This window comes from Cellulosimicrobium sp. NPDC057862, from assembly GCF_042797035.1.
In the GTDB taxonomy this organism is placed as follows: Bacteria; Actinomycetota; Actinomycetes; order Actinomycetales; family Cellulomonadaceae; genus Cellulosimicrobium.
Genome location: NZ_JBHVMH010000012.1, coordinates 1 through 25705, shown reverse-complemented (window position 1 = coordinate 25705; position 25705 = coordinate 1). Strand labels below are relative to the sequence as shown.

At 74.3% G+C, this 25705-nt stretch carries 15 protein-coding genes; 5 read left to right on the top strand and 10 right to left on the bottom strand.

What is annotated here, in order from left to right; translation table 11 throughout:
- Window positions 1–28 precede the first annotated feature (28 nt).
- From ACFVN3_RS14775 to ACFVN3_RS14745, 7 genes are read right to left on the bottom strand one after another with little or no spacing between them, the layout of a single operon-like run.
- Complete coding sequence (locus ACFVN3_RS14775) at window positions 29–1273, bottom strand: GNAT family N-acetyltransferase (RefSeq protein ID WP_378233658.1); 1245 nt, start codon at window positions 1271–1273, stop codon at window positions 29–31.
- Window positions 1270–2517 carry a GNAT family N-acetyltransferase gene (locus tag ACFVN3_RS14770; protein ID WP_378233656.1) on the bottom strand — a complete coding sequence of 416 codons (1248 nt, stop codon included), beginning with the start codon at window positions 2515–2517 and terminating at the stop codon, window positions 1270–1272. The genes ACFVN3_RS14775 and ACFVN3_RS14770 overlap by 4 nt, the downstream gene beginning before the upstream one ends.
- On the bottom strand, window positions 2514–3725 hold the full coding sequence (locus ACFVN3_RS14765; RefSeq protein ID WP_378233655.1) for a glycosyltransferase family 4 protein: 1212 nt from the start codon (window positions 3723–3725) through the stop codon (window positions 2514–2516). Before ACFVN3_RS14765 ends, ACFVN3_RS14770 begins: the two co-directional genes overlap by 4 nt.
- Window positions 3722–4708, bottom strand: a complete 987-nt coding sequence (locus ACFVN3_RS14760; RefSeq protein ID WP_378233654.1) for a glycosyltransferase family 2 protein — start codon at window positions 4706–4708, stop codon at window positions 3722–3724. The genes ACFVN3_RS14765 and ACFVN3_RS14760 overlap by 4 nt, the downstream gene beginning before the upstream one ends.
- Window positions 4705–5547, bottom strand: coding sequence for a hypothetical protein (locus tag ACFVN3_RS14755; protein ID WP_378233653.1), 843 nt, complete (start codon window positions 5545–5547; stop codon window positions 4705–4707). The genes ACFVN3_RS14760 and ACFVN3_RS14755 overlap by 4 nt, the downstream gene beginning before the upstream one ends.
- Window positions 5547–6383: an ABC transporter permease gene (locus ACFVN3_RS14750; protein WP_378233652.1), complete on the bottom strand. Its 837-nt coding sequence runs from the start codon at window positions 6381–6383 to the stop codon at window positions 5547–5549. The genes ACFVN3_RS14755 and ACFVN3_RS14750 overlap by 1 nt, the downstream gene beginning before the upstream one ends.
- Window position 6384: 1 nt before the next feature.
- Window positions 6385–7599, bottom strand: coding sequence for an ABC transporter ATP-binding protein (locus tag ACFVN3_RS14745; RefSeq protein ID WP_378233651.1), 1215 nt, complete (start codon window positions 7597–7599; stop codon window positions 6385–6387).
- Between the two features lie 174 nt (window positions 7600–7773).
- Between ACFVN3_RS14745 and ACFVN3_RS14740 the strand changes: the two genes are divergently transcribed.
- A complete protein-coding gene (locus ACFVN3_RS14740) occupies window positions 7774–11151 on the top strand; it encodes a hypothetical protein (protein ID WP_378233650.1) in 3378 nt (1125 codons plus the stop codon).
- Window positions 11152–11177: 26 nt separating this feature from the next.
- Here the strand turns inward: ACFVN3_RS14740 and ACFVN3_RS14735 are convergent, their stop codons facing one another.
- A complete protein-coding gene (locus ACFVN3_RS14735; RefSeq protein WP_378233649.1) occupies window positions 11178–12254 on the bottom strand; it encodes a glycosyltransferase family 4 protein in 1077 nt (358 codons plus the stop codon).
- 179 nt (window positions 12255–12433) lie between these two features.
- Here ACFVN3_RS14735 and ACFVN3_RS14730 point away from each other — a divergent pair, with 179 nt between their 5' ends.
- Window positions 12434–13687, top strand: coding sequence for a glycosyltransferase family 4 protein (locus ACFVN3_RS14730; protein WP_378233648.1), 1254 nt, complete (start codon window positions 12434–12436; stop codon window positions 13685–13687).
- On the opposite strand, the gene ACFVN3_RS14725 is transcribed toward ACFVN3_RS14730, so the two are convergent.
- Complete coding sequence (locus tag ACFVN3_RS14725; protein ID WP_378233647.1) at window positions 13638–14354, bottom strand: phosphatase PAP2 family protein; 717 nt, start codon at window positions 14352–14354, stop codon at window positions 13638–13640. The genes ACFVN3_RS14730 and ACFVN3_RS14725 overlap by 50 nt on opposite strands.
- Window positions 14355–14656: 302 nt before the next feature.
- Here ACFVN3_RS14725 and mfd point away from each other — a divergent pair, with 302 nt between their 5' ends.
- Window positions 14657–18409, top strand: a complete 3753-nt coding sequence (mfd, locus tag ACFVN3_RS14720) for a transcription-repair coupling factor (RefSeq protein ID WP_378233646.1) — start codon at window positions 14657–14659, stop codon at window positions 18407–18409.
- 6 nt (window positions 18410–18415) lie between these two features.
- Here mfd and ACFVN3_RS14715 read toward each other — a convergent pair whose 3' ends face one another.
- Window positions 18416–18634, bottom strand: coding sequence for a PLD nuclease N-terminal domain-containing protein (locus ACFVN3_RS14715; protein WP_047234128.1), 219 nt, complete (start codon window positions 18632–18634; stop codon window positions 18416–18418).
- A gap of 364 nt (window positions 18635–18998) precedes the next feature.
- On the opposite strand from ACFVN3_RS14715, the gene ACFVN3_RS14710 reads away from it, so the two are divergent.
- Together ACFVN3_RS14710 and ACFVN3_RS14705 are read left to right on the top strand one after the other, a co-directional pair.
- Window positions 18999–21212 (top strand): carbohydrate-binding module family 20 domain-containing protein, encoded by a 2214-nt coding sequence (locus ACFVN3_RS14710; protein WP_378233645.1) that lies wholly within the window; start codon window positions 18999–19001, stop codon window positions 21210–21212.
- 332 nt (window positions 21213–21544) lie between these two features.
- Window positions 21545–25636 (top strand): endo-1,4-beta-xylanase, encoded by a 4092-nt coding sequence (locus ACFVN3_RS14705; RefSeq protein ID WP_378233643.1) that lies wholly within the window; start codon window positions 21545–21547, stop codon window positions 25634–25636.
- Window positions 25637–25705: the final 69 nt, after the last annotated feature.

Genomic DNA, 25705 nt, shown 5'->3' with positions numbered 1-25705 from the left:
ACGGCCCCGCCCCGGTCGCCGGCGGCTGTCAGGACACGTCGAAAGGTCGCTCGGCGACGTCGGCCGTCCCGGCGACCGCGCTCACGGTCGGGGAGGGCGCCGGCTCAGGGTGCCGGGCCAGACGGCGGCGGAGACGACCTAGGGCCGGGATGGCCCTCAGGACCCAGCCCACCGGGCGCGGACCGAGCGCCGCCGTGTACGAGGCGGTGCGCAGGCGCGACGGGTAGAGCTCGTTCTGGTCGGGGTACATCGACGGGTGCATGCACGAGTCGAGGAAGGTGACGCTCGGGTCGGCCGCGAACATGCGCACGGTCAGGAGCCTGCCCACGACGCCGGGCGCGAAGCGTGAGAACCGGTCGGCGTACTCGTCGTACCACGCGAAGACGTGCGATCCCGAGCGCAGGAACCCGGCCATGTAGAGGGTCACGCCGGCGACGGCCAGCGCGACGATCGAGGCGTTCCCCGAAGCGGCGTAGGAGGAGAAGACCTCGCTGAACCACGCTTCTCCGCCCTCGACGCGGGAGAAGCCGGGGCCGTTGCGCTCGGGGTCGGCCTTCCACGTCTCGTGCTCGAACGCGAGGAACTCGCCCGGGTCGGCGACCGGGACGAGCGTCGCGGCCGAGAGAGCGACGGGCTGGCCGAGCTCGTCGCCCAGCCGGCGCACGCGGCGGCGCACGGCCTTGGCGCGCGACCGCGGGACGTGCGCCAGCGGGTCGTCGCCCTCGGGAAGCTCGGCGAAGCGCACGGCCGCACGGTCGTCGCCACCCCACACGTGGAGGGTGACGTGCGAGGAGTCGAGCGCCCGGTGCAGCGCCCCACCCGCCGCGCCGTCGTCGGCGACGTACGCGAACGCGAAGGCTCGACCGAGCTCGCGCCCGTGAGCGCGCAGCGCGGCGACCAGCGCGGCCGCCGCCGCGTCGGGGTCGGTCGCGTCGAGCAGGGGGGAGCCGAGCGACGTCACCTGGTTGAGCACGGGCCCGTCGTTCGAGGCGTGCCGCCAGGGCCAGTGCCGGTCGCCCGGCACCATCTCGTAGGGCATGACGGCGGCCCACTCTCCGGCGCGCTCGACGACGAGGAGGCGCACGCCACCGTCGGGGTCGAAGTGCGCGACCGTGGGCAGGAGGAACTCGGGCTCGAAGAACACGTTGGGCTCGGCCGCGCGGTGGGCGAGCGACCGCCACGCTGCGAGGTCGGCGTCCGAGATGCCGCGCACCGCGACGGTCCGGGAGACGGTGCCCGGGCCGGCGGCGCGGGTCGGGTGCGTCGTGGTCATGACGACTCCTGCTGATCGTGGGTCGCCGGCCCCGGACGCGCGTCCGTGGCCGCTGCCGGACGGGCAGTCGCGCCCGACCGGGAAGCGAGGCCGCGCACCCGGGAGAAGGCGTCGCGGACCCGGGTGGTGGCGTCGCCGGCGCGCGTCGCCAGGGCGCGCAGGCGCGCGGAGCGGCGGAGCAGCGCGCGGGCGACGCGCCCGCGCGGCGCGATGACGACGCCCCGCAGCGTCCGGCGGTCGCGGTAGAGGCCGGAGGGCACCGCGTACCGGGGATGGAGGCACGGGTCGAACAGGGTCGCGTCGGTGTGCTCGAGGACGTGCTCCTGCTCGACGACCCGCCCGATCGAACCGGGGCTGAACTTGGCGAACCGTTCGTCGTACGTGTCCATCAGCGAGTAGAGGCGGTCGCCGGCCCGCAGGACGACGGAGATGAAGACCACCTCGTCGCCGGCGGTGAGGACGAACAGGTGGAGCCGGCCCCGCGCCCGCAGGTCGTCGGCGACGTCGGTGAACCAGTCGAGCGCCCCGGGGACCACCTGAAGGGCCCCGCCCTCCTCCGTCGTTCCCTTCCAGCCGGCGGCCTCCAGACGGACGAACGCGTCGAACGCCTGCGGGTCGAGGCCCGCGTCGGTCATGACGAGGGGGCCGACGTCGCGCTCCAGGCGGCGCCGCAGCCGTTCCACCTGCTTGCGCCGGGACGTGCTGAGCGCCTCGCGCGGCGTGGGCGCACCGGTGGCAGGGACGAGAGCGGCCCGCTCGAAGCGGTACCTCTCCACGAGCGGCACGTCGTGCGCGCGGCACGCGGCCTCGAGCGCCTCGTCGAACCGTCCGCCGACGGGGACCAGGGTGAGCTCCACGAGACCGGGCAGGCGTGAGGCACGGGTCGCGAGGTGGGCGAGCAGCGCCCCCATCGTCTCGGCCGGCCTGTCCTCGTCCACCAGCGGGACGCACAGCGGCGACTCCGACCCGAGGAACGGGCCGGCGGTCGTCGCGTAGGGCAGGGGAGTGCGCGCGAAGCGGCGCGCCCTGCTCAGGGGCAGGAACGCGTGCATGGCCTCGTCGTCCTCGACGACGACGGCGACGATGCCCCTCGCGCTCGGCAGGTGCCGCACCGCGGTCGCGAGATAGGCGGGCGAGAGGAACGGGTTCGGTTCGAGGGCTCGGTCGACGAGGTCCGCCCATCGGTCGTGGTCGGCTGCGGTGAGGTCCTCGAGCGCGACGGTCCGCGTCCGCAGCGAAGTCATCGTGCGGTCCCGGTGCGCTCGCTCGACACGGCGAAGGGAGCGAGCACGTCGTCGAGCCGTGCGGCGGACACGCGCCAGTCGTGCCGCCGGGCGTGCTCGACCGCGGCACGTGCCGCCGCGTCCAGCGCCTGCCGGTCGTCGGCGAGCGCTTCCAGCGCGCCGGCGAGGGCCGCCACGTCACCGGGCGGGACGAGGATCCCGGCGTCACCGACCGCCTCGGGGACGCCGCCGACGTCGGACGCCACCACCGCCGCGCCCGCTGCCATCCCCTCGAGCGCGGTGAGCGCGAACGGCTCGGGCCAGATGGAGGGCACGACCACGACATCGGCCTCGGCGAGCCGCGACGGGAGCGCGGGGCGTGGGACGAAGGAGCCGAAGCGGACCCGCTCGCCGGCGCGCTGCGCCCTCCTGCGCAGGTCCTGCTCGTAGGGGGACAGCGGCGCGTCCGCCGCGAAGCCCGGACGGCCGAGGACGGTGAGCTCGATGGTCGGACGACCGAGCGCGACGACCGCGTCCAGGAGGACGTGGACCCCCTTGTCGGGGATGACGCGGCCCACGTAGACGACGCGGAGCCCATCGGCGCGCGGACGGCGGGGAACGGCGAACGCGGCGCAGTCGACACCGTTGTGGACCGTGCTCACGCGGTCGCGCAGACGGACCGGGAGCCTGCTCGCGACCGCCTCCGCGAGGTGGTCGCTCACGCAGAGGATCGCACCGGCGGGGTCGAGCGCACGGCCGGCGTCCCGCTGCGACCACGCACCGAGCACCTGGTTGTGGGCATAGAGGACGGGCACGTGCCGGGTCGCGTGGACGAGCGGGACGAGAGCAGGCGCGTTGTGGGCGAGGACGACGCCCGGGTCCCACCTGTCCTGGGCAGCGACCGTCGCACCCAGCACCCGCCGCGCGCCCGGGCGGTCCAGGCCGAGCCTGCCCGCGGCCGCGTCGAGCCAGCGGTCGGCTCGGCGGGGTGGGGCAGGGACGTACTCACGGATCTCGGCGCTCTCGTAGCGATCGGGGTAGGTGCCCTCCGCCACGACGACTGCCGGACGAGGCCCGTCCGGTCTGGCGTGGCGGCTCAGACCGTCGACGATCGTCGGGACGGCGCTCCCGGTGCGCGGGGAGAAGTGGTCGCCGGGCGTGATGACGTGCACGAGGCCGCGAGGCTGCCCGCCACCCCTCGCCGACGTGGTCTGCCCGGTGCGGCTCATGGGGTCGCGACCCCGTCTGCCCGGTCGCGTCGTGTCGCGACGAGCGCCGCCGGAACACCCGCGACAAGGCCCCACAGCTCCGCGGCCGCCCTCGAGAGCACGACAGGGGCGGTGACGCGCCGTAGGAGCGAGCGCGGCGAGCCGTCGGCCATCGTCGGGCCGAGACGGCTGCGCACGGCCCACAGGTAGCTGGACTGGGCACGCCACGTCGTGCGGGCGTACCGGCGCACCATCGGGTCGCGCCAGCCGAAGTTCCGCACGAGCATGACGACGTGGTTGCGCCGCGCGTAGTAGAGGTAGCGGCGGTCGAACCGCTTGCCGCCGATCCCGTACGGCGCTGCCATGTGCCGCACGACGGCGGTCGGCGTGTAGAGCAGCCGCCCGCCGGTCGCCCGCAGGCGCAGCGAGATGTCGGACTCCTCGCACAGGCATGTCCCGGGGTAGTTGCCGCGGATCCCGCCGATCGCTTCCAGCGCGCTGCGGCGGAACGACATGTTCGCCCCGAGCAGGTGGTCGACCTCGATGACGCGGCCCGTGTCGGCGGCGAAGTAGCCGGTCAGCCGGCCGTCCGGCAGGAGCCGGCCGACACGGTCGAGCCCGTCGTGCTCCTCGCCCGGGATACCGTTGTCGGCGCGCCCCCCGACGGCGACGACGTCCGGGTCGGCGTAGGGGGCGACGAGCTCGTCGAGCCAGTCGGGAGCGACGTACGCGTCGTCGTCGACGAACGCCACGACGTCACCGCTCGTCACGGCGTAGCCCATCTGTCGGGACTCGGGGGTCGTGCCGCGGCCGAGCGTGCTGTGCAGGAGGCGGACGTCGGGGAAGCTCTCGCGCACGAGCCGCCGCGTCGTGTCCGCGGGCGTGGAGTCGACGACGACCACCTCGAGCGGCGCGGTGTCCAGCTTCTGCAGGTGCTCGAGGCACTCGCGCACGCTGTCGGGGCGTCCGTACGTCACGACCACGACGCTCACGGTGGGCTTCACGGCTCGCCTCCGGGCGGCTCGGGGAGGGTCACGAGGCGGAACCAGTCGCGGCGGCGCAGGGGTGAGGTGAGGGCCGCGCGCCGCGGGCGCCGCGTGCGCTCGACCCACGACTCGTAGACGCCCGGGCGCGAGTAGTGGGCGGTGTGCCCGGACCACCCGAACTTCTGCCGCATCGTCTCGGGGCGGCGCACCCACGAGAAGTGCAGCACCGCGGAGTCCGGGTCGACGACCTCGTGGACGATCGTGTCGCGGCGCCGGGCCGGGTCGGTGTTCCAGGGTCCGAGGTCCACGCGGTAGAGCGGCACGTCGGCCTGCCGGGCGTGCGTGAGCGCCGTGCCGGCCCGGACTGCGAGCGGGCCCGGGTACGACGCGGCAGGCCGCCCGAGCCGGGTGCTCGCCTCCAGGTAGCGTCCCGGCGCGACGCGCGAGTAGAGCCAGCGCGAGGGGTAGTCGAGGCCCGACGCGCCGGCGGCGTCGGCGCGACCCACGGCACCGACGAACGTCGCGGGGTCGAGCACGACCTCGTCGGTGTCGAGCTGGAGGACCCAGTCGGCCCCCTCGGACGCCTGGTCGAGCGCGGCCTGGCGCTGCAGCGTCTCGCTGTCGAGCGGCGGCTCCCCCGGGCGTGCGTAGCGACCGGGCGCCCGGACGCACTTGCCGTCGACGTCGAGCTCGTCGATCACGGCGAGGCACTCCTCGACCGGCAGCGGCGTCCCGGTCCACGACGTCGACGTCTCGTCGTAGGACAGCACGATCTTGTCGACGTGGTCGTAGTACGACCGCAGGCTCGCCCCGAGGAAGCTCGGGTCGGCGACGAGCACGTACGCGGTGCGGCGCATCAGATGAAGTCCGCGAACTCGCGCTCGTTCTTCTGGAAGACGAGCGTTCCACCGAGCAGGATGAGGGGCGCCGCGACGACGAGTGCCACGATCTGCCAGGTCACCGGCGCCTCCGTACCCAGCAGGGACCAGCGGAAGCCCTCGAGGAACCAGGTCACCGGGTTGATGTCGAACAGCCATCGCAGGTTCGCGGGCACCGCCGACAGCGCGTAGGCGACCGGGCTCGCGTAGAGCAGGATCTGCACGAGCCAGGGGAGCACGTAGCCGACGTCGCGGTACTTGACCATGTACGCCGCCGCGGCGAGGCCGATCCCCGTGCCGATCATGAGGATGAGGACGATCCACACGGGCAGGAGGAGCACAGCCCAGCCGGGGTTCACGCCGTAGACGAACAGGAGGACGATCGCGAGGGCGAGCGCGACGAGGAAGTCCACGACGACCGACGCGAGGCTGGAGATGGGGACCAGGAGGCGCGGGAAGAACACCTTCTGGACCAATGACTGGTTCCCGACCATCGAGCTCGACGCGCGGCCGAGCGACCCGTTGAAGAGGTTCCACGCCAGCATGCCGGCGAGCGTGAAGAGGAAGTAGGGGATGTTCTCGTCGCCGGTCGACAGGTCCGCGATCTGACCGAACACGACGGTGAAGATCCCCGCGCTGACGAGCGGCTGGGCGATGACCCACGTGATGCCGAAGATCGTCTGGCGGTACCGCACGATGATGTCGCGCAGCGCGAGACGGACGGCGACCTCGCGGGCGTTCCACAGCTCGCGCCACGACGGCAGGTTGAGGCGGCCGGGCGGCGTGATGACGGTGCGCTGGACGGTCTGCTCCACCTCAGGCCCCCTCGTAGTCGAAGTTCACGAAGACCATGCCCTTCTCGGTGCCCGACGACTCCGTGAACTCGGGGTACGGGAGGTCGGGCAGCACCTCGAAGCGCCACGCTCCCTCCCAGGCGTCGAGCACACCGGCCTGGCACGCGTAGACGTCGACCGTGTACTGGCCGGGCTTGAGCCACAGGTCGCGGACCACGAGGCGGCCCCTCTGGGGTCGCTCCGGGTCGAACCACTTCCCGACGAGCCGCGAGTCGCACTGTGCGATGACGGTGCCCTGGTCGTTGTTGATGTGCATCGAGACGAAGTACGTCCCGATCAGGTCCTTGCTGGCAGGCGCCTCGAAGTCCACCACGATGTCCTGCGACGACTTGACGAACTCGTCCTCCATACGGACCGAGGACAGGCGGAGGTTGCCGTTCCCGGGGCGCTTCGCGGGGTCGGACTGTGCGGCCGCGAAGCTCTCGAAGCTGTCGCGGTACGCCTGGAGCGTGCCCTCGACCGTCCCGGAGTACGTCAGGGTCCCGCGGTCGAGGAGGACCGCGGACGTGCACAGCGCCTGGACCGTCTGGAGCTGGTGGCTCACGTAGAGCACGGTGCGCCCGCCCTGCGCGGCCTCGCGCATCTTCTGGATCGAGCGGCGCTGGAACTCGGCGTCGCCGACGGCGAGCACCTCGTCGATCGCGAGGATCTCGGTGTCGAGGTGGGCCGCGACGGAGAACGCGAGCCGCACGTACATGCCGGACGAGTAGCGCTTGACCGGGGTCGCGAGGAACTTCTCGATGCCGGAGAACGCGACGATCTCGTCGTAGCGCTTGGTGATCTCCTTGCGCGTCATGCCGAGGATCGCGCCGTTGAGGAAGATGTTCTCCTTGCCCGTGAGCTCGGGGTGGAACCCCGTGCCGACCTCGAGGAGCGACCCGACGCGCCCGGTGAGCTCGATGCGCCCGCGCGTGGGCGCGGTGACGCGCGTGAGGATCTTGAGCAGCGTCGACTTGCCCGCGCCGTTGCGCCCGACGATCCCGAGCGCCTCGCCCTGCGGGACCTCGAAGGAGACGTCGTCGAGGGCGTCGAACAGCGTGTACTTCTGCTTGCCGGTCGATCGGATCCACTGGATCGCGGCGGACGCCGCCGTCGAGGGTCGCTCGCCGAACGCGCCGAGCCGGTAGGTCTTGCCCAGCCCGGCGACGCGGATCGCGGGTTCCGTGGTCGCCTGCACAGATGAAAGATAGTCGTCCTGCCCCTGCCGGCGGCCGGGTCGAACGGGTGAATCGGGCCCGGAACCGGACGAACGCGGGTGAAAGTGCTCTCGGGCGCTCTGCGACGGCGGGGCGCGGTCCTACGATCGCGGGAGCGGCACCAGTGCCGGGCCCGACGACGGCAGGGCGACGAGATGGCTTCGGACGAAGACGGCAAGGGGTCGCCGGGCGGCGCGGACCCCACGGTGGTCGGCGGCGTCGTCGCCGCAGTCCTCGGGCTGGTCGCCGCCGTCGCGATCGGTGGCACGGGGACGGCGAGCACGTCGGACGCGCAGCCGTTCACCGCGTCGCCGGTCCCCGCGGCGGCACCCGTCACGCAGACGGGCGCGCTGCCCCTGTGCGGCTTCCCTCGCCTCGAGCAGGTGACCGACGACGGGGTCGACACCGAAGCGCTGGACGGGATCCGCACGGTGGTCGACGACGTCGTGACGCTCGACGACGGCGAGCTCGTCACGTTCCGCGTGCTCGACGGCGCGGCGTACGTGCTCGAGTGGGACCGCGAGGCGACGTACACCGTGACGCGCTACGACCTCGCGACCGGGGACGTGGAGGCGACGACGCCGGTCGAGCTCGAATGGGACGGCGCGAGCGAGACGTTCCGGACGGACTCCTTCGAGGCCGACCCCGACGGGAGCGTCTACCTGCTCGACACGCTCATGCACCGGCGAGACCTGCTCAAGGTCGCGCCGGACGGCACCACGACGTGGGCGACGACGATCCCCGCGGGGGAGCACACCGCGGGCGACCTGCTCGACCTGTACGGGACGGTGCGCTGGACGGACGACGGCCGGACCGTCGTCGGCGTCCAGGAGGCGGGCGAGGTCCTGCACGAGGTGTCGGGTGACGGAGAGCTCCTCGCCGACACCCCGTTCGAGGGCGCGGTCCTCGCCCAGCTCCCGGACGGCACGGCCCTCGTCCAGACCGACGTGCGCGACGACGAGCGCCGTACGCTCGACCTGCGCGCCGTCGGGCCGGGCGGCGACGAACCGGACCTCCACCTCGGCGCCTCGTGGGTGCGCGGGCGACCGTTCGGCGTCCCGCGCGTGCCGTGGCTCGACGACACGACGGGTGCGACCACCGGGCCGTCGTCGGGGTCGGAGGGCGACGGCCTCGTCGTCGCCGACGAGAACCTCGGGTTCCGGTGGTGGGGGAGCGACGGCGTGTTCCGGGGCGTGTGGCCCGACACGCACAAGGACCTCGAGCAGCCGTTCGCGCTGTGGGAGAGCACGCCGGTGCTGCGCGACGGCACCGCGGGGGACACGCCCTACTACGTGCTCACGCACGGCGAGGACGGCGGGTTCGCGATCACCGAGATCACGGCCGACCGCATGGCGTACCAGCTCGGCGCGCCGGTGAAGTACAACGCGGCGAACGAGGAGCTGTTCGGCGGGCTCGGTCTCGGCGCCGGGCTGCTCGTGGACGCGCCCTACGGCGTCTTCCCCGACGGGTCCGCACCGCGCGTGGTCGCCGCGTTCGACGACGCGTGGGGAGCCTCCGCCGGGACGTACCGCCTGCGGTACCAGGTGCGCGGCGACCCGCGCGTGTGGGACCCGGTGGTCGGCGCGGAGACCGTGGTGGACCTCCCGGCCGAGGGCGGCGAGCTCCCGCTCGACCTGCCGCCGACCCGACCGGGTGTGTACGAGGTCGACGCCGCGCTCGTCGACGCCGCGACGGGCGAGGCGGTCTCGGGGACGTGCCTGCGCTACACCGTCGCCGCCGCGGGCAGCGGACTCGACCCGGCGGCGCTCGCGGACGGCGCGGACTGGGGCGGCGCGGGGCCGCTGCGCGGCGTGCAGCTCGCCGACCAGCTCGGCGTGGGCAGCCATCGCACGCAGCTCGACTTCGGGGCGATCGTGCCCGACCCGACCGCCGAGCCGGACGCCGCCGCGCTCGTCTGGGACTCGCTGCCGAACGCGGCGTTCGAGCCCGACGTGGAGGAGGGCGAGGAGCCCGCCGACGTCGACCCGTTCACCGAGCTCGCGGCCGCCGCCGAGCTCGCCGGGGAGACAGGCGTGGTCCTCACGCTCCAGCTCGGCTCGGGGGGCGAGGCGGAGCAGGCCGCGGTGGAGGCCGGCACCTGGGAGGGCTGGGCGCGCGAGATCGTCGCCGCCGTCCACGAGCACGCGCCGCAGATCCGCTACTGGCAGCCCTGGAACGAGCCCAACAACACGGGCTACGAGGACGCGGCCGCGTACGAGGAGGAGGTCGGCGCGCCGTTCGCGGCGGGCGCTCGCGACGCGTCGGCCGACGTCGTCGTGGTCGGCGGCAACACGCTCGGGATCGAGCCCGCGTGGTGGGCCGACCTGGTCGCGGCGGGTGGCTGCGACTCGCTCGACGTCGTCGGGATCCACCCCTACACCGGGTTCAACCGGTCGTGGGAGGAGGAGGGGTTCTCCGCGGACGGCGCCGAGCTGGACCGGCTGCGCGAGGCGATCGGTCCGTGCGGCGAGGTTCCCGTGTGGGACACCGAGACCGGGTGGTGGTCCGACGGCGTCGCGAACTTCTGGGCGGGCGGGTCCGACGTCGTGCGCAAGCTCCTCTGGTACGGGCTCGAGGGCGTCGGCGAGTGGACGTACTTCTTCTCCGAGGGCGGGTTCGGCGAGGCGGGGAACTCGTGGTCGCTGCTCCAGTACGGGCAGTACGTGAAGCCCGCCGGCGCCGCCTTCGCGGCGAGCGCGCCGTTCCTCGACGGGTTCGGGCCGCCCGAGGAGGTCGACACCGGCATCCCCGGGGTCCACGCCGTGCGCGCGCCCGGGACCGGAGGGGTCGAGGGTGCGGAGCTGCTCGCGCTGTGGAGCGAGGACCTGTCCACCACCGTGCGGCTCACGGCGCCGGGCGGCGCGGTCACCGTGACCGCGCGCGACCCGTACGGCGCCGAGCGCGGCCTGGAGGTTCCCTCCGAGGGGGTCGACGTCCCGGTGGACGGCGCTCCCGTCCTGCTCGTCGCGCCCGCGGGCACGGCGCTCGGGGTCGCTCCCGCCGAGGCGTTCGGGGACGACGTCCTCGAGGGCCGACCGGTGACCGCGACGTCGACCCACGAGGACGCGAGCGGTCCCGACGTCGTCACGTCCGGCACCTTCGCCGTGCGCGAGCCCTGGCGGTCGGGCCGCCTGGCCGACGGGTCGGTCGACGAGGCCCCCGGTGTCGAGGTCACCACCGACGGCCCGCGCACGATCGACCGCGTCGCCGTCGCGACGGCCGGCATCCGGTGCTGCACGTCAGGACTGCGCGACTACACCGTCTCCGTGCGGACGCCCGACGGCGACTGGCACGACGTCGCGCAGCAGACCGACCAGTTCCTCGACCGCGTCGCGCTCTTCACATTCGAGCCCGTCGAGGTCACGGCGGTGCGCGTGGCGCTCCCGATGACGACCGAGCGCGACGTGCCCGTGCTCGCGGCGAACTACACGGGGATCGTCGGCGGGCTGCACCCCGACTTCATCCCGCTCGCGACGGAGAGCGAGTGGATCGCGACGATCAGCGCGGTCCGGGCGTGGGAGCCGGCGGGGTGAGCACCGTCGCCCGGGTGCGGGCGCGGTCAGCCGCGCGTGGCGACCGCTCGCCAGATCGCCGCGTGCTGCGCGGCGCTGCGCTCCCACGTGAACGTGGCCGCGCGCTCGCGGCCGCGCCCGACGAGCGCCTCGACCTCGGCGTCGCGCGTCGTCACCCACAGCAGCGCCTCCGCGAGGCTCGCGCCGTCCGGCTCGGCGAGCACGCCGCCGTCGCCTACGACCTCGGGCAGCGAGCTGGTGCGCGCCGCGACCACGGGGACCCCGGCCGCCATGGCCTCGAGGGCGGGCAGCCCGAACCCCTCGTAGCGCGACGGCACGACGACGGCCGCGGCGCCCGCGACGAGCCCTGGCATGAGCTCGCCCGGCAGCCGACCGACGAGCCGCGTGCCGGGCAGGTCCGCGAACAGCGCGGTGCGCCGGGGGTGCGGCGGCCCGCTCATGACGAGCGTGAGGTCGGGGCGCGCGGAGCGGACGGCGGTCCACGCGACCGCGAGCTCCTCGAGGTTCTTGCGCCGCGACGCACCGCCCGCGTGCAGCACGTAGGGGCCGTCGACCCCGAGCGCCGCGAGACGCTCGCGGGGGAGCGGCTCGGCGGAGAAGTAGACCGGGTCGACGCCGTTGTAGGCCACGGACGGTCGCTCGGCGAGCCCGAGGACGTCGGCCGCCTCGTCCGCGCTGAACTCCGACACGCACACGACCGCCGCCGCGCGGCGGACCTCCTCGGCGGCGGCGCGCACCGGCGCGGACTCGTCGTCGTAGCGCCACGACACGACGTCCTGCACGGCGACGACGTCGCGCGTCGGGTGCGGCGGCAGGTCGAGCCCCACGCGGTGCACGACCGCGCCGCGCGGGTAGACCGCGCGGCCGACGGCCCGGCGCACCGCGGGGCTCGCGGAGCCGAGGCGTCCGAGCGGGAGCCGGTGGGTCCCGGCGAGCGGGGAGCGGAGCGAGCGGAAGACGGCGCGGTCGACGGACCAGCTGCCGGTCGCGTCGGCGGAACCGTCCGCGAGCGCTCCCGCCGCGCGCGAGGCGACCTCCTCCTGGTACACCTGGGCCCCCATCGGGACCTCGACCGCGACGGTCGCGACGACGAGCTGCGGCATCGGGAGGGTCCCCCTCGGGGCGTGGTGCGCGGCGGGCGCGGCACGGTCGGGACGACCGGAGCGGTCGGTAGAGTGGCCCACTCTAGTGGCGCGGACGCCCCGCCGGACCTGCGGGAGCGGGTGATGAGCGGGTGATCGTGGACCGGGCGCGGGCAGTCCCGCGAGAGGGTGAGGGGCGCATGGCGGGACGTCGTGTGGCACTGGTCGCGAGCTCGTTCGACCCGCACACCGGGGGCGTCGAGTCGCACGTGCGGCACGTCGCTCGGGTGCTGGCGGCACGGGGGACCGCGGTGGAGGTCTGGACCGTCGACCGCGGCGAGCGGCTCGGCACGCGCCGCGTGGACGGCGTCCTCGTGCGCTACCTGCCGACCCCGCAGCCGTCGAGCCGGCCCGGCGACGTCGCCCGGTTCGCCCTCGCCGCACCGGGGGCCGCGCTCGCCTGGGGCCGGGCGTTCCGGGCGTTCGGGCCGGACGTGCTGCACGTGCAGTGCTTCGGCCCCAACGGCGCGTACGCCCTCGGCCTGCGCACGCTCACGCGGACGCCGCTCGTGGTCAGCTCCCACGGGGAGACGTTCGCGGACGACTATGCCGTGTTCGAGCACTCGCGGCTGCTGCGCGCGGCGCTCGAGCGCTCGATCGGCGTCGCGGGCGCGGTCACGGGGTGCTCGCGCGTCGTCGCGGACGACCTGGTCCGCTTCGGGGCGCCGGACGCCGTGGTCGTCCCGAACGGCGTCGACCTGGCCGGGCACGACGCGGCCGGTCACGACGTGGCCGGGCACGACCTGGTCGAGCGCCGTCCGCGGGACGCCGCGGCGGCGGGGGAGCCCGCGCGACCGGGCGCGGCGCGCGAGCCCGTGGTCGTCGCGGTGGGGCGGATCGAGCACGTCAAGGGTTTCGACCTGCTCGTGGACGCGTTCGCGTCGTCGCCGTTGCGCGACCGGGCGCGGCTCGTCGTCGTCGGCGACGGGAGCGAGGCGGGCGCGCTGCGCCGCCGGGTCGCGTCGGCGGGGCTGACGGACCGCGTCGAGCTGCCCGGGCGGCTGGACCCGTCCGAAGTAGCGGCCCGGCTCGCGGACGCGGACGTCGTCGTCGTGCCGAGCCGTGCCGACGCCGCCCCGCTCGTCGTGCTCGAGGCGTGGCGGTCGGGCCGGCCGCTCGTGGCGACGGTGCGGGGCGGGCCCCCGGAGATCGTCACCGACGGCGTCGACGGCGTGCTCGTGGACCCCCAGGACACCCAGGCGCTGGCGGCCGCCGTGCTCGGCCTGCTCGACGACCCGGAGCGCGCGGGGCGGATCGGGGCCGCCGGCCGCCGGCGGGTCGAGGACTTCACGTGGGAGCGCGTCGTCGACCGGTACGAGGACCTCTACGCGGGGCTCGCCGAGGTCAGGCCGAGGGGTCGCCGACCCGGGGAGGCTGGGGCGTCCCGTCGGTGACGGCGGGAGCCGCGGCCGGGGGCGCCCCTGCCGCGTGAGCCCCCCGCGGGACGTCGAGCAGCCACACGACGGCGACCGTGACGGCCGCCGCGACGAGCAGCGAGCCGACGACGTCGCTCGGCCGGTGCGCGTACGTCACGACGGAGGCGAGGGCGGCGACCGCCGTCACCCCGATCGCGGCCCAGCCCGCGGCCGCGCGCGACGACCGCCACGGCCACAGCAGCCAGATCGCGACGCACAGGCCGCCGACCACCGCGACGTGCCCGCTCGGGAAGGTCTGGTGGGCGTAGCCGTACCCCCCGAGGTCCGGCCGCACGAGGACCTCGCGGAGCCCGAGCGCGATCCCGACCGTCCCGAGCACGACGACGACGGCGGCGAGGAGGTCGCGCCACGCGCGGCGCACGAGCGCGACCACGCCCAGGACGGCGACGACCGCCGCGCACGCCACCGGGAGACCCCGGCGCAGCGCCCCCGCGAGGTCGCGGCCCGCGTCGTGCAGGGGAGCGAGCGTCCGGAACGCCCCCGCGTCGGCACGCTGGCCCGCGACGGTGAGGTGCGAGGCGGCCCAGAGCGCGACGAAGGCCGCGACGAGCAGCACGAGCACCACCAGGAGCGCGGAGGAGCGGGGCCGGGCCGACACGGAGGCCGGCACCGCAGACGTGGACACGTCCCGAGCATGACGGAGCAGCGGGGACCGTGTCACCGGTCGCGAGCGGGAGACGCCGGGTGAAAATGTCGTGTCCCCCTCGAGCGGCCGCCGGTCGACGTGTGGGCGCCGGGGCGTACGCTGGGATCCGTCGTCTCGCACGACGTCAGCCCGGACCCGCTCGCCCTCGGTGAGCCTCGGTCCGGGCCGTTCGTGCTGCCCCGTCGTGTCCTCAGCCTGCCCCGGTACCGTCCTCGACCCGGGCCCGCCCCGTGCGCGGCCGCCGACGCTCCCGACCACCGTCCTCGGAGGGACCCCACCGCATGAACCTCACCGGCATCCTGCCCGCGCTGCTCGCCGACCCCGCCGCCACGGCGGCGGTCGAGCACGTGCGCGCCCGCGGCGAGGCGGACGTGGTCGGCCCGGCCGGCGCGCGCCCGCCGCTGCTCGCCGCGATGGCCGGGGCACGGGCAACGGGCCCGGTCGACGGGGCGGCGTCCGACGGCACGGCGGGGGGCACCGCGTGGGCCACGGGCTCGCGCTCCCTCGTGGTCGTGACGGCGACCGGGCGCGACGCGGACGAGCTCGCCGCGAGCGTGCGCGCCTACCTGCCGGACGAGCTGGCGGACGTGGTCGCGGTGCTGCCGAGCTGGGAGACGCTGCCGCACGAGCGGCTGAGCCCGCGCGCGGACACCGTCGCCAAGCGCATCGCCGTGTTCCGGCGCCTCGCGCACCCGGACCCGGAGATCGGGCCGTCGGGCCCCGTGCGCGTGCTCGTCATGCCCGTCCGCGCGCTCCTCCAGCCGGTCGTGGACGGGCTGGGCGAGCTCGAGCCGGTCGAGCTGCACGCCGGGTCGACGGCGGACCTGACCGACGTCGCGGAGCGGCTCGTCGCGGCCGCGTACACGCGCGTGGACATGGTCGAGCGGCGCGGCGAGTTCGCCGTGCGCGGGGGCATCCTCGACGTGTTCCCGCCCACCGAGGACCACCCGCTGCGCGTCGAGTTCTGGGGCGACGAGGTGTCGGAGATCCGTTGGTTCGCGGTCGCGGACCAGCGCAGCCTCGAGATCGCGGAGCACGGGCTGTGGGCGCCGCCGTGCCGCGAGATCCTGCTCACCGAGTCCGTGCGGGCGCGCGCGGCGGCGCTCGTCGAGCAGCTGCCGGGCGCGGTCGAGATGCTCGACAAGCTCGCCGCGGGCGTCGCGGTGGAGGGCATGGAGTCGCTGGCCCCCGTCCTCGTCGACCGCATGGTCCCGGTGCTCGAGCTCGTGCCCGACGACGCGCTGCTCGTCCTCGACGACGCCGAGCGCGTGCGCCGGCGCGCGCACGACCTCGTCGCGACCACGGAGGAGTTCCTCGCCGCCGCCTGGACGGGGGCGGTCGCGGGCGGGACGTCGCCGCTCGACCTGTCCGCGGCGTCGTTCGAGACGTTCGCGGAGGTGCGCGCGGTCGCTCAGCGCCGCGGCCTCGGCTGGTGGACGCTGTCCTCGTTCGCGCTCGACAACCCGGACCTCGACGTGCCGACCGAGGCGGCCCCCGACGCCGGTGCGCCGGCCGCAGCCGGTGCGGGCGCGCCGTCGGGCACGACGGCCGCGCACGTGGGCGAGAGCGCGGACGGCGTCCCGACCTTCACGCTCGGCGCGCGCGACGTCGAGTCGTACCGCGGCGACGTCTCGCGCGCGCTGGACGACGTGCGCGGGCTCCAGCACGCGGGCTGGCGCCTCGTGCTCACGACCGAGGGCCACGGGCCCGCCAAGCGCATGGTCGAGCAGCTCGGCGCCGTCGACACGCCTGCGCGCCTCGTGCCGCGGCTCGACGACGAGCCCGAGGGCGGCATCGTCCTCGTCACCCCGGCCATGGTCGGCAAGGGCTTCGTCGCGCCGGAGCTCCGCCTCGCCGTCTTCTCCGAGGCCGACCTCACGGGCCGCGCGGGCACGAGCACGCGCGACATGCGCAAGATGCCGAGCCGGCGCCGCAACGTCGTCGACCCGCTCCAGCTCAAGGCGGGCGACTTCGTCGTGCACGAGCAGCACGGCGTGGGGCGGTTCGTCGAGCTCGTGCAGCGCACGCTCGGCACCGGCGGCAACGCGGCGACGCGCGAGTACCTGGTCATCGAGTACGCGTCGTCGAAGCGGGGCCAGCCGGGCGACCGGCTGTTCGTGCCGATGGACCAGCTCGACCAGGTCACCAAGTACACGGGCGGCGAGTCCCCGAGCCTCAACAAGATGGGCGGGGCCGACTGGGCGAAGACGAAGACCCGCGCGCGCAAGCACGTCAAGGAGATCGCGGGCGAGCTCATCCGCCTGTACTCGGCGCGCATGGCGACGCAGGGGCACGCGTTCGGCGCCGACACGCCGTGGCAGCGCGAGCTCGAGGACGCGTTCGCGTACGTCGAGACTCCCGACCAGCTCGCGACGATCGACGAGGTCAAGGCGGACATGGAGAAGACGGTCCCCATGGACCGGCTCGTGTGCGGCGACGTCGGCTACGGCAAGACGGAGATCGCGATCCGCGCGGCGTTCAAGGCGGTCCAGGACGGCAAGCAGGTCGCCGTGCTCGTGCCGACGACGCTCCTGGTCCAGCAGCACCTCGAGACGTTCTCCGAGCGGTACGCGGGCTTCCCCGTCACGGTGAAGGCGCTCTCGCGCTTCCAGACGGCCAAGGAGTCCGAGGAGACGATCGAGGGCCTGCGCCTGGGCAAGGTCGACGTCGTCATCGGCACGCACCGGCTCATCACGGGCAGCATCCGGTTCAAGGACCTCGGGCTCGTCATCATCGACGAGGAGCAGCGGTTCGGCGTCGAGCACAAGGAGACGCTCAAGCAGCTGCGCACCAACGTGGACGTGCTCGCCATGTCCGCGACCCCGATCCCGCGCACGCTCGAGATGGCGGTCACGGGCATCCGCGAGATGTCGACGCTCGCGACGCCGCCGGAGGAGCGCCACCCCGTCCTCACGTACGTGGGCGCGTACGAGGAGAAGCAGATCGCCGCCGCGCTGCGCCGCGAGCTGCTGCGCGAGGGCCAGGTGTTCTACGTGCACAACAAGGTCGAGACGATCGACCGCACCGCGTCGCGGCTGCGCGAGCTCGTGCCCGAGGCCCGCGTGGGCGTGGCCCACGGCAAGATGAACGAGCACCAGCTCGACCAGGTGATCCGGGCGTTCTGGGAGAAGGAGCTCGACGTCCTCGTCTGCACGACGATCATCGAGACGGGCCTCGACATCTCCAACGCGAACACGCTCATCCTCGAGCGCGCGGACATGCTCGGCCTGTCCCAGCTCCACCAGCTCCGGGGCCGTGTGGGCCGTGGCCGCGAGCGTGCGTACGCGTACTTCCTCTACCCGCCCGAGCGGCCCCTCACCGAGACGGCGCACGACCGCCTCGCGACGATCGCGGCCCACACCGACCTCGGCGCGGGCATGCAGGTCGCGATGAAGGACCTCGAGATCCGCGGCGCGGGCAACCTGCTCGGGGGCGAGCAGTCCGGGCACATCGCGGGGGTCGGGTTCGACCTCTACGTGCGGATGGTGGGGGAGGCCGTCGCGAACTACCGGGGCGACGGGCCCGAGGAGCAGCCCGAGATCTCCATCGAGCTGCCGGTCGACGCGCACCTGCCCGAGTCGTACATCGCGACCGAGCGGCTGCGGCTCGAGGCGTACAAGAAGATCGCCGCAGCCACTGACGCCCCGGAGCTCGCGGAGGTGCGGGCCGAGCTCGTCGACCGCTACGGCGCGCTGCCCGACGTCGCGTCCGCGCTGTTCGACGTCGCGGACTTCCGCAACCACGCGCGCCGCGCGGGGCTCACGGACGTCACCGCGCAGGGCAAGTTCATCCGGTTCGCGCCCGTGGACCTCGCGGAGTCGGCGCAGCTCCGGCTCAAGCGCCTGTACCCGGGCACGCTCCTCAAGCCCGCGATCCGCGCGTTCCTCGTGCCGTACCCGACGACGGCGCGCATCGGCGGCCGGCCGCTGCGCGGTGCCGAGGTGCTCACGTGGGCGCGCCAGCTCATCGACGCCGTGGTCCTCGGCGAGGTGAGCGCGGCGGCGACGGTCGGGACGTCGCCGGCCGCCCGCTGACCGGGGTCAGCTCTTGCGGCCGTCGAGGAAGTAGGCGATGGGGCCGACCCAGTTGACGAGCAGCGCGAGGCCCCACGCGAGCTTGGTGCCGTTCACCTGCTCCGCCGGGCGGCGCAGCAGGTCGCGGTACGCCGCGGCGGTGAGCGTGACCTGTGCCGCGCCCACGACCCCGACGGCGATCTTCTGACCCTTGGTCAGGTCCTTCCAGCGGCGCTTGGTCCCCATGTCGTCGTCTCCTCCCGTGGTGCGTACCGCTCGACGTTATGCCGTCGGGGCCTACGGTGCACGGCCCGCGGGTCAGCCACGAGGTGCCGCCGGCGAGAGCTGCGCTCCCGGCCGGGTGAAGCACCCGGACGTGCGTCACCCGACCCCGAGCGCATCGCTCGGCGCGGGCGGGTCGACCGGCCGCCACGGAGGAGGTCGTGACAGCGTGGGGGTTGCTCTGTAAGGTTGCAGCAAGATCCGGAAACTCTCTGCAAAGCCGCCGAGTCCGGACGCGCCCGACACCCCGGGGCGCAGTCAGCACCGCGTGGCCCTCCGCGCTCGATGCCGAGCGTGCCGTCGGCCGCAGCACCTCGAAGGAGCAGCAATGACGCGCACCACCGACCCCGCCGGTCCGCCGGCACCCACCCCGACGTCCGTCGCCGGTCGCCGTGCCCGGCGAACGTCCAGGCGCACGAGCCGCGGGGACGGCCGCCTGCGGCGTTTCGTCGCGGCCGCGGCGTCGGCCGCCCTCGCGCTCGGGGCGGCGCTCGCCGCCACGGTGCCGGTCGCCGCGCCCGCCGCGGCGGCGCCGCCCGTGCCCACGCCCGTCGTCGACTCCCCGAACGGCCGGGGCGACGTGATCCTCAACCTCTTCCAGTGGACGTGGGACTCCGTGGCCGCCGAGTGCACCAGCACGATCGGCCCGGCCGGGTTCGGCTACGTCCAGGTCTCGCCGCCGCAGGAGCACATCCAGGGCTCGGCGTGGTGGACGTCCTACCAGCCCGTCAGCTACAAGCTCGAGTCCAAGCTCGGCACCCGCGCCGAGTTCCAGCACATGGTGAGCACGTGCAAGGCGGCAGGCGTGGGCGTGGTCGTCGACGCCGTCGTCAACCACACGGCCGGTGCCGACACGGGGTCGGGCACGGGCACGGGCGGGACGAGCTACTCCGTGGACAGCTTCCCCGGCGTCCCGTACGGCCCGAACGACTTCAACGACTGCCGGTCGAACATCAGCAACTACGGCGACCGGTACAACGTCCAGAACTGCCGCCTCGTCTCGCTCCAGGACCTGCGGACGGGCTCCGACTCCGTGCGCGGCAAGATCGCGGGCTACCTCAACGACCTCCTCTCCCTCGGCGTCGCCGGGTTCCGCATCGACGCCGCGAAGCACATCCCGGCCGCGGACCTCGCAGCGATCAAGGCGCGGCTCACGAACCCGAACGTCTTCTGGGTGCACGAGGTCATCGGCGCGAGCGGCGAGCCGATCCAGCCCTCCGAGTACCTCGGCTCCGGCGACTCGCACGAGTTCTTCTACGCGCGCGAGCTCAAGTCCCGGTTCGACGGCCAGATCAAGGACCTGCGGACCATCGGCGACAACAAGCTCCCCTCGGACCGCGCGGGCGTGTTCGTCGACAACCACGACACCGAGCGCAACGGCGAGACCATGAACTACAAGTGGGGCGCCAAGTACACGCTCGCGAACACCTTCATGCTCTCGTGGCCGTACGGCGCGCCGAGCGTCTACTCGGGCTACACGTGGACCGACAAGGACGCGGGCGCCCCGGGCGCCTCCGCGACGTCGGTCCCCGACGCGAGCTGCTCGAGCAGCGCATGGGTCTGCACGCAGCGCTGGACCGAGGTCGCGGGCATGGTCGGCTTCCACAACGCCGTCGCCGGGACCGCGGTGACGAGCTGGTGGGACGACGGGAGCAACCACATCGCGTACGGCCGCGGCAGCAAGGGCTACGTGACGATCAACAACGCCGCGAGCGCCGTCACGCGTACCTACCAGACGTCGCTCCCCGCCGGGACGTACTGCGACGTCGTGGCGTCGAAGGACTGCGCGAAGACGGTCACCGTCTCCGGCTCCGGCACCTTCACCGCGACGGTCCCGGCGTACGGGGCGCTCGCGCTGCACGTCGGCGCCGTGGACGACGGCGGCACCGGCGGCCCCGGTCCCGTCGACCCGAGCGGCGCGACGACCGTCTACTACGCGACCGACAAGGGGTGGAACGCGTACAACGTCCACTACCGAGTCGGCACGGGTGCCTGGACCGCGGTGCCCGGCGCCGCGATGACCGCGGCCTGCACCGGCTGGGTCTCGAAGGAGATCGTCCTGCCGACCGGCGCGACCGGCGCCGCCGCGACCGTCACGGCGGCGTTCACCAACGGCTCGGGCTCCTGGGACAACAACGGCGGCAAGGACTACTCCCTGACCGGTGCCGCGGTCGCCGTCTCGGGTGGGGCCGTCACGGCCGGCGACCCGTGCGCGGACGAGGGCGAGGGACCCGGTCCCGTCGAGGGCCAGGGAGACGCGTCGTTCGCCGTGACGGCGACGACGACCTGGGGGCAGGGAGTGTTCCTCGTCGGCAGCATCCCGGCTCTGGGATCCTGGGCGCCCGCGAACGGCGTCGCGCTCTCGGCCGCGAGCTACCCCGTCTGGACCGCGACCCTCGACCTGCCGGCCGGGACGACGTTCCAGTACAAGTACGTCAAGCGCGACGGCGGGGGGAACGTCGTCTGGGAGAGCGGCGGCAACCGCACCGCGACGGTCGGCCCGGACGGCTCGGTGACGCTGTCGGACACCTGGAGGTCGTGACCTCGCGGCCCCGCCCCGGTCTCACCCAGACCGGGGCGGGGCTTCCCGCTGTGATGGTCGGACACCAGGCCCCACCGCTCGCAGCCCTCTCGCCAACCGCCGAGGGAGAACCGTGGTCGGCCGAGGGAGAACTCTGGCTGGCCGAGGGAGAACTCTGGTCGACCGAGATGGAGCTGCGACGTGCCGGAGTCACCTCCGGTGTGGGCGGAGGGCGGCGAGAAATAGTTCAACCGTTGTCTGAACCTGGTGGGTGCCCCTAGGGTGTGGCCGGGCGCGCCGGTGCGCCCGGGGGCGACGTGCCCCGCGCAGCCGATCGCAAGGGAGCGACGACGATGAGACGCACGTGGAGGACCGCCGTGGCGGGGGTGCTCGCCACCCTCGTGGCGGGAGGGGGAGCGAGCGCGGCCGTGGGGATGGATGCGATGGGAGCGCAGACGCCTGCCGGTGTCGATAACGATATCGATATCGTTCTGGAGAACGATTTCGAGTCGACGGGGACGGCGCCGTGGGCGGCGCGCGGTCCGGTCACCCTCGCGCTGACCGACGCGGAGGCGCACGGTGGGGAGTCGAGCCTCGCGGTGAGGGGTCGGACGGCCGAGTGGCACGGCGTCGGGACCGACGCGCTCGCGCTGCTCGAGCCCGGCGTCGCGTACGACGTCGAGGCGTGGGTCAAGCTCCCCGCCGGCACGACCGGGTCGTCCGGGGTCCACTTCACGGTGCAGGAGACGGGCGCGTCGGGGACGGCGTACACGTGGGTCGGCGGGGCCGTCGCGACGACGGCCGACGGCTGGGTGGAGATCGGCGGGACGTACACGCTGCCCGCCGGCCTCACGTCGGCGTCGCTCTACGTCGAGGCCGCGCCCGTCGCGGGCGCGCACCCGTCGTTCCTGCTCGACGACGTCCGCGTGACGACCGTCGCGACCGACCCCGGTGACGTCGTGCCCGGGGGAGCGGTGAACCCCGTCCCGACGCCCGTGCGTCTCGCGGAGGGGACCGGCGACGTCGCGGCACTGACGTTCGACGACGGGCCGAACCCCGGGACGACGCCCGCGCTCCTCGACTTCCTCGCCGAGCACGACCTGCACGCGGTGTTCTGCGTCATCGGCCAGAACGTCGAGGCGCCGGGCGGCGCCGAGCTCCTGCGCCGGATCGTCGACGAGGGCCACGTGCTGTGCAACCACTCGACGGGCTACGCGGACATGGGCGCGTGGTCGGTGGACCAGGTGCGCGCCGACCTCGTCGAGAACCTCGGCATCCTGCGCGACGCGCTCGGCGACCCGGCGTACCCGGTCCCGTTCTTCCGCGCGCCGAACGGCTCGTGGGGCGCCACCCCCGAGGTCGCCGTCGCGCTCGGCATGCAGCCGCTCGCGGTCGTCAACACGATCTCCGACTGGGAGACCCAGGACGTCGAGACCCTCGCCGCGAACCTGCGCACCGCGATGAAGCCCGGCGAGGTCGTGCTCGCGCACGACGGCGGCGGCGACCGCGCGGGCACGCTCGTGGCGGTCGAGACGGTCGTCGCCGAGCGGCTCGCGGCGGGCTGGCAGTTCACGTTCCCGGTCGGGACCCCTCCTCGCGGCGGTGAGATCCTGCTGGAGACCGGCTTCGAGGACGGCCTGGGCGGCTGGGGCCCGCGCGCCGGGAACGCGACGACGCCGTCGCTCGACCTCACGGACGTGGCGCACGGCGGCACGCAGGCCGCGCTGGTCTCGGGCCGCGACACCTCGGGCGACGGGATCGGGCACGACGTGACGGGACTCCTCACCGCCGGCACCACCTACGAGCTCTCGGCCTGGGTGCGGTTCGCGGACGGGCAGCCCGTGGACGACGTGTGGCTGAGCGTCGCGCGCACGGTCGACGGAGCGACGACGTACTCGACGCTGGCCCAGCTCTCGGGCGTGACGAACGACGGCTGGACCCGGGTCTCCGCGACCTTCCAGGGCGCGAACGCGGACGACGCGCTGCTGTACCTGGAGACCGCGTACAACGGGGGCAACACGAGCGACCTGCTCGTCGACGACGTCGTGCTGCGCGTCCCGCCGCCGCCCGCCGTCGAGGACCTCGCGGGGATCAAGGAGACCGTCGACGTCCCGGTCGGGGTGGCCGTCGACAGCCGGGAGACGTCCGGCGCGGCGTCCGAGCTGCTGCTGCGCCACTTCGACCAGATCACGGCCGAGAACCACATGAAGCCCGAGGCCTGGTACGACGAGGACCGCACCTTCCGGACGCACCCCGAGGCCACCGCGCTGATGGACTACGCGGCCGCGAACGACCTGCGCGTCTACGGCCACGTGCTCGTGTGGCACTCGCAGACGCCGGCGTGGTTCTTCGAGGGCGCCGACGGCGCGCCCCTGACGACGTCGGAGGCGGACCGGCAGGTCCTGCGCGACCGCCTGCGGACGCACGTCTTCTCCGTCGCGCAGGCGCTCGCGGACACGTACGGCCCGTTCGGCGGCGGCAACCCGCTCACGGCGTTCGACGTGGTGAACGAGGTCGTGTCGGACGGCGGGGAGAACCCCGACGGCCTGCGCCGCTCGGAGTGGTTCCGGGTCCTCGGCGAGGAGTACCTCGACCTCGCGTTCGCGTACGCCGACGAGGCGTTCAACGACGTCTACGCGGACCCGGCGGCGAAGGAACGCGGAGAGCGCCCGGTCGCGCTGTTCATCAACGACTACAACACCGAGCAGGGCGGCAAGCAGGACCGGTACCACGCGCTCGTCGAGCGGCTCCTCGCGCGCGGGGTGCCGGTGGACGGCGTGGGGCACCAGTTCCACGTGAGCCTCGCGATGCCGGTCTCCGCGCTGGAGGGCGCGATCGAGCGGTTCGCCGACCTGCCCGTGACCCAGGCCGTCACCGAGCTCGACGTCACGACCGGGACCCCGGTCACCCAGGCGTCGCTCGTCGAGCAGGGGTACTACTACCGCGACGCGTTCCGCGTGTTCCGCGCGCACGCCGACGACCTGTACTCCGTCACCGTGTGGGGCCTCACCGACGGCCGGAGCTGGCGCGTCGACAACGGCGCCCCGCTCGTCTTCGACGACGCGCTGAAGGCCAAGCCCGCGTACCACGGCGTGGTCGACGGCGAGCTGCCGTCCCTCCTGCGGACGGTCGACGTGTTCGCCGGGGACGTCCCGCTCGACGGCGACGCCGCGGCCTCCCCGGACTGGCAGCGGCTCCCGCTGCACACGTTCGCCGCGCCCGGCGGCGCCTCGGCGGGAGACGTGGGCTTCCAGCTCCGCTGGGCCCCGGACCACCTCACGGCGTTCGCGAGCGTCGACGACGCGACCGCCGACGCCGCCGATGCCGTGACGTTCGCGCTCGACGGCGCGGAGCACGTCGTCGGCCGCGACGGGACGACGAGCACGGGGGCCTCCGCGGAGGTGACCGAGCGCGCGGGCGGGTACGACGTCGTCGCGCACCTCCCGCTCGACGCCGCCGCCGCGGGCGACACGCTCGAGCTCGACGTACGCGTCACGGACGGGGGGACCGACGGCGGTGCGACGTCCGCGTGGAACACGCCCGGCGCGACGGGCACGCTGCGCCTGCTCGAGGAGCTGTCGTACCTCGAGGTCGCGCACGCGTCGGCCGCGCCCGCGGTCGACGGCGACGTCGACGCCGTGTGGGCCGAGGCGAACGCGCCCGTGACGACCGCGAAGGAGGTCCAGGGGAGCGGCGGCGCGGTCGCGACCGTTCGCACCCTGTGGCGCGACCGGACGCTCTACGTGCTCGCCGAGGTCGCCGACCCGGTGGTGGACGTCAGCGGCTCCGACCCGTGGGTGCAGGACTCCGTCGAGGTCTACGTCGACGCGGGCAACGCCAAGAACGGCGCCTACCGGGACCTGGACACCCAGGTCCGCGTGAGCGCCGAGAACGCCGTGTCGTTCGGCACGGGCGACGAGGCGGCGCAGCGGGCGCGCGTCACGAGCGCGACGACGCGCACGGCCGACGGGTACGTCGTCGAGCTCGCGGTCGACCTCGCCGACCAGGGCGGCGAGGGCACGTTCCACGGGCTCGACCTCCAGGTCAACGACGCGTCGGACGGCACCCGCACGGCGATCCGCAACTGGGCGGACCCCTCCGGGGCGGGCTACCAGTCGACGGCCCGCTGGGGCGTCGCGCGGCTCGTCGGCGCGGGCACCGCGCCCGAGGTCGCGCTCGACGTCGAGGCGTCCGCACGCTGCCTCGCGGGCAAGGCCTACGTCGCGGTCCGGGCGACGAACCGCGAGGACGTGCCCGTCGACGTCACGCTCACGACCCCGTACGGGACGCGGACGTTCACGGCGGTGGCGCCGGGCGCGAACGCGTACCAGTCGTTCGCGGCCCGCGCGACGTCGGTCCCGGCCACCACGGCCACGGTCACGGCCGCGCTCGACGACGGCCGCTCGACGACCCGCGACATCACGGTGGAGCCGCGCACCTGCTGACCTGCTGACCCACCGACCCGCCGAGCATGCGGTCGTGGCCCGTCCGGACGCCCGGACGGGGGGTGGCCA

What these genes read in the sequence shown, in the direction of transcription:
- ACFVN3_RS14775 (WP_378233658.1), bottom strand. Translation starts at nt 1,273, where the DNA reads ATGACCACGACGCACCCGACCCGCGCCGCCGGCCCGGGCACCGTCTCC.
- ACFVN3_RS14770 (WP_378233656.1), bottom strand. Translation starts at nt 2,517, where the DNA reads ATGACTTCGCTGCGGACGCGGACCGTCGCGCTCGAGGACCTCACCGCA.
- ACFVN3_RS14765 (WP_378233655.1), bottom strand. Translation starts at nt 3,725, where the DNA reads ATGAGCCGCACCGGGCAGACCACGTCGGCGAGGGGTGGCGGGCAGCCT.
- ACFVN3_RS14755 (WP_378233653.1), bottom strand. Translation starts at nt 5,547, where the DNA reads ATGCGCCGCACCGCGTACGTGCTCGTCGCCGACCCGAGCTTCCTCGGG.
- ACFVN3_RS14740 (WP_378233650.1), top strand. Translation starts at nt 7,774, where the DNA reads ATGGCTTCGGACGAAGACGGCAAGGGGTCGCCGGGCGGCGCGGACCCC.
- ACFVN3_RS14735 (WP_378233649.1), bottom strand. Translation starts at nt 12,254, where the DNA reads ATGCCGCAGCTCGTCGTCGCGACCGTCGCGGTCGAGGTCCCGATGGGG.
- ACFVN3_RS14730 (WP_378233648.1), top strand. Translation starts at nt 12,434, where the DNA reads ATGGCGGGACGTCGTGTGGCACTGGTCGCGAGCTCGTTCGACCCGCAC.
- mfd (WP_378233646.1), top strand. Translation starts at nt 14,657, where the DNA reads ATGAACCTCACCGGCATCCTGCCCGCGCTGCTCGCCGACCCCGCCGCC.
- ACFVN3_RS14715 (WP_047234128.1), bottom strand. Translation starts at nt 18,634, where the DNA reads ATGGGGACCAAGCGCCGCTGGAAGGACCTGACCAAGGGTCAGAAGATC.
- ACFVN3_RS14710 (WP_378233645.1), top strand. Translation starts at nt 18,999, where the DNA reads ATGACGCGCACCACCGACCCCGCCGGTCCGCCGGCACCCACCCCGACG.
- ACFVN3_RS14705 (WP_378233643.1), top strand. Translation starts at nt 21,545, where the DNA reads ATGAGACGCACGTGGAGGACCGCCGTGGCGGGGGTGCTCGCCACCCTC.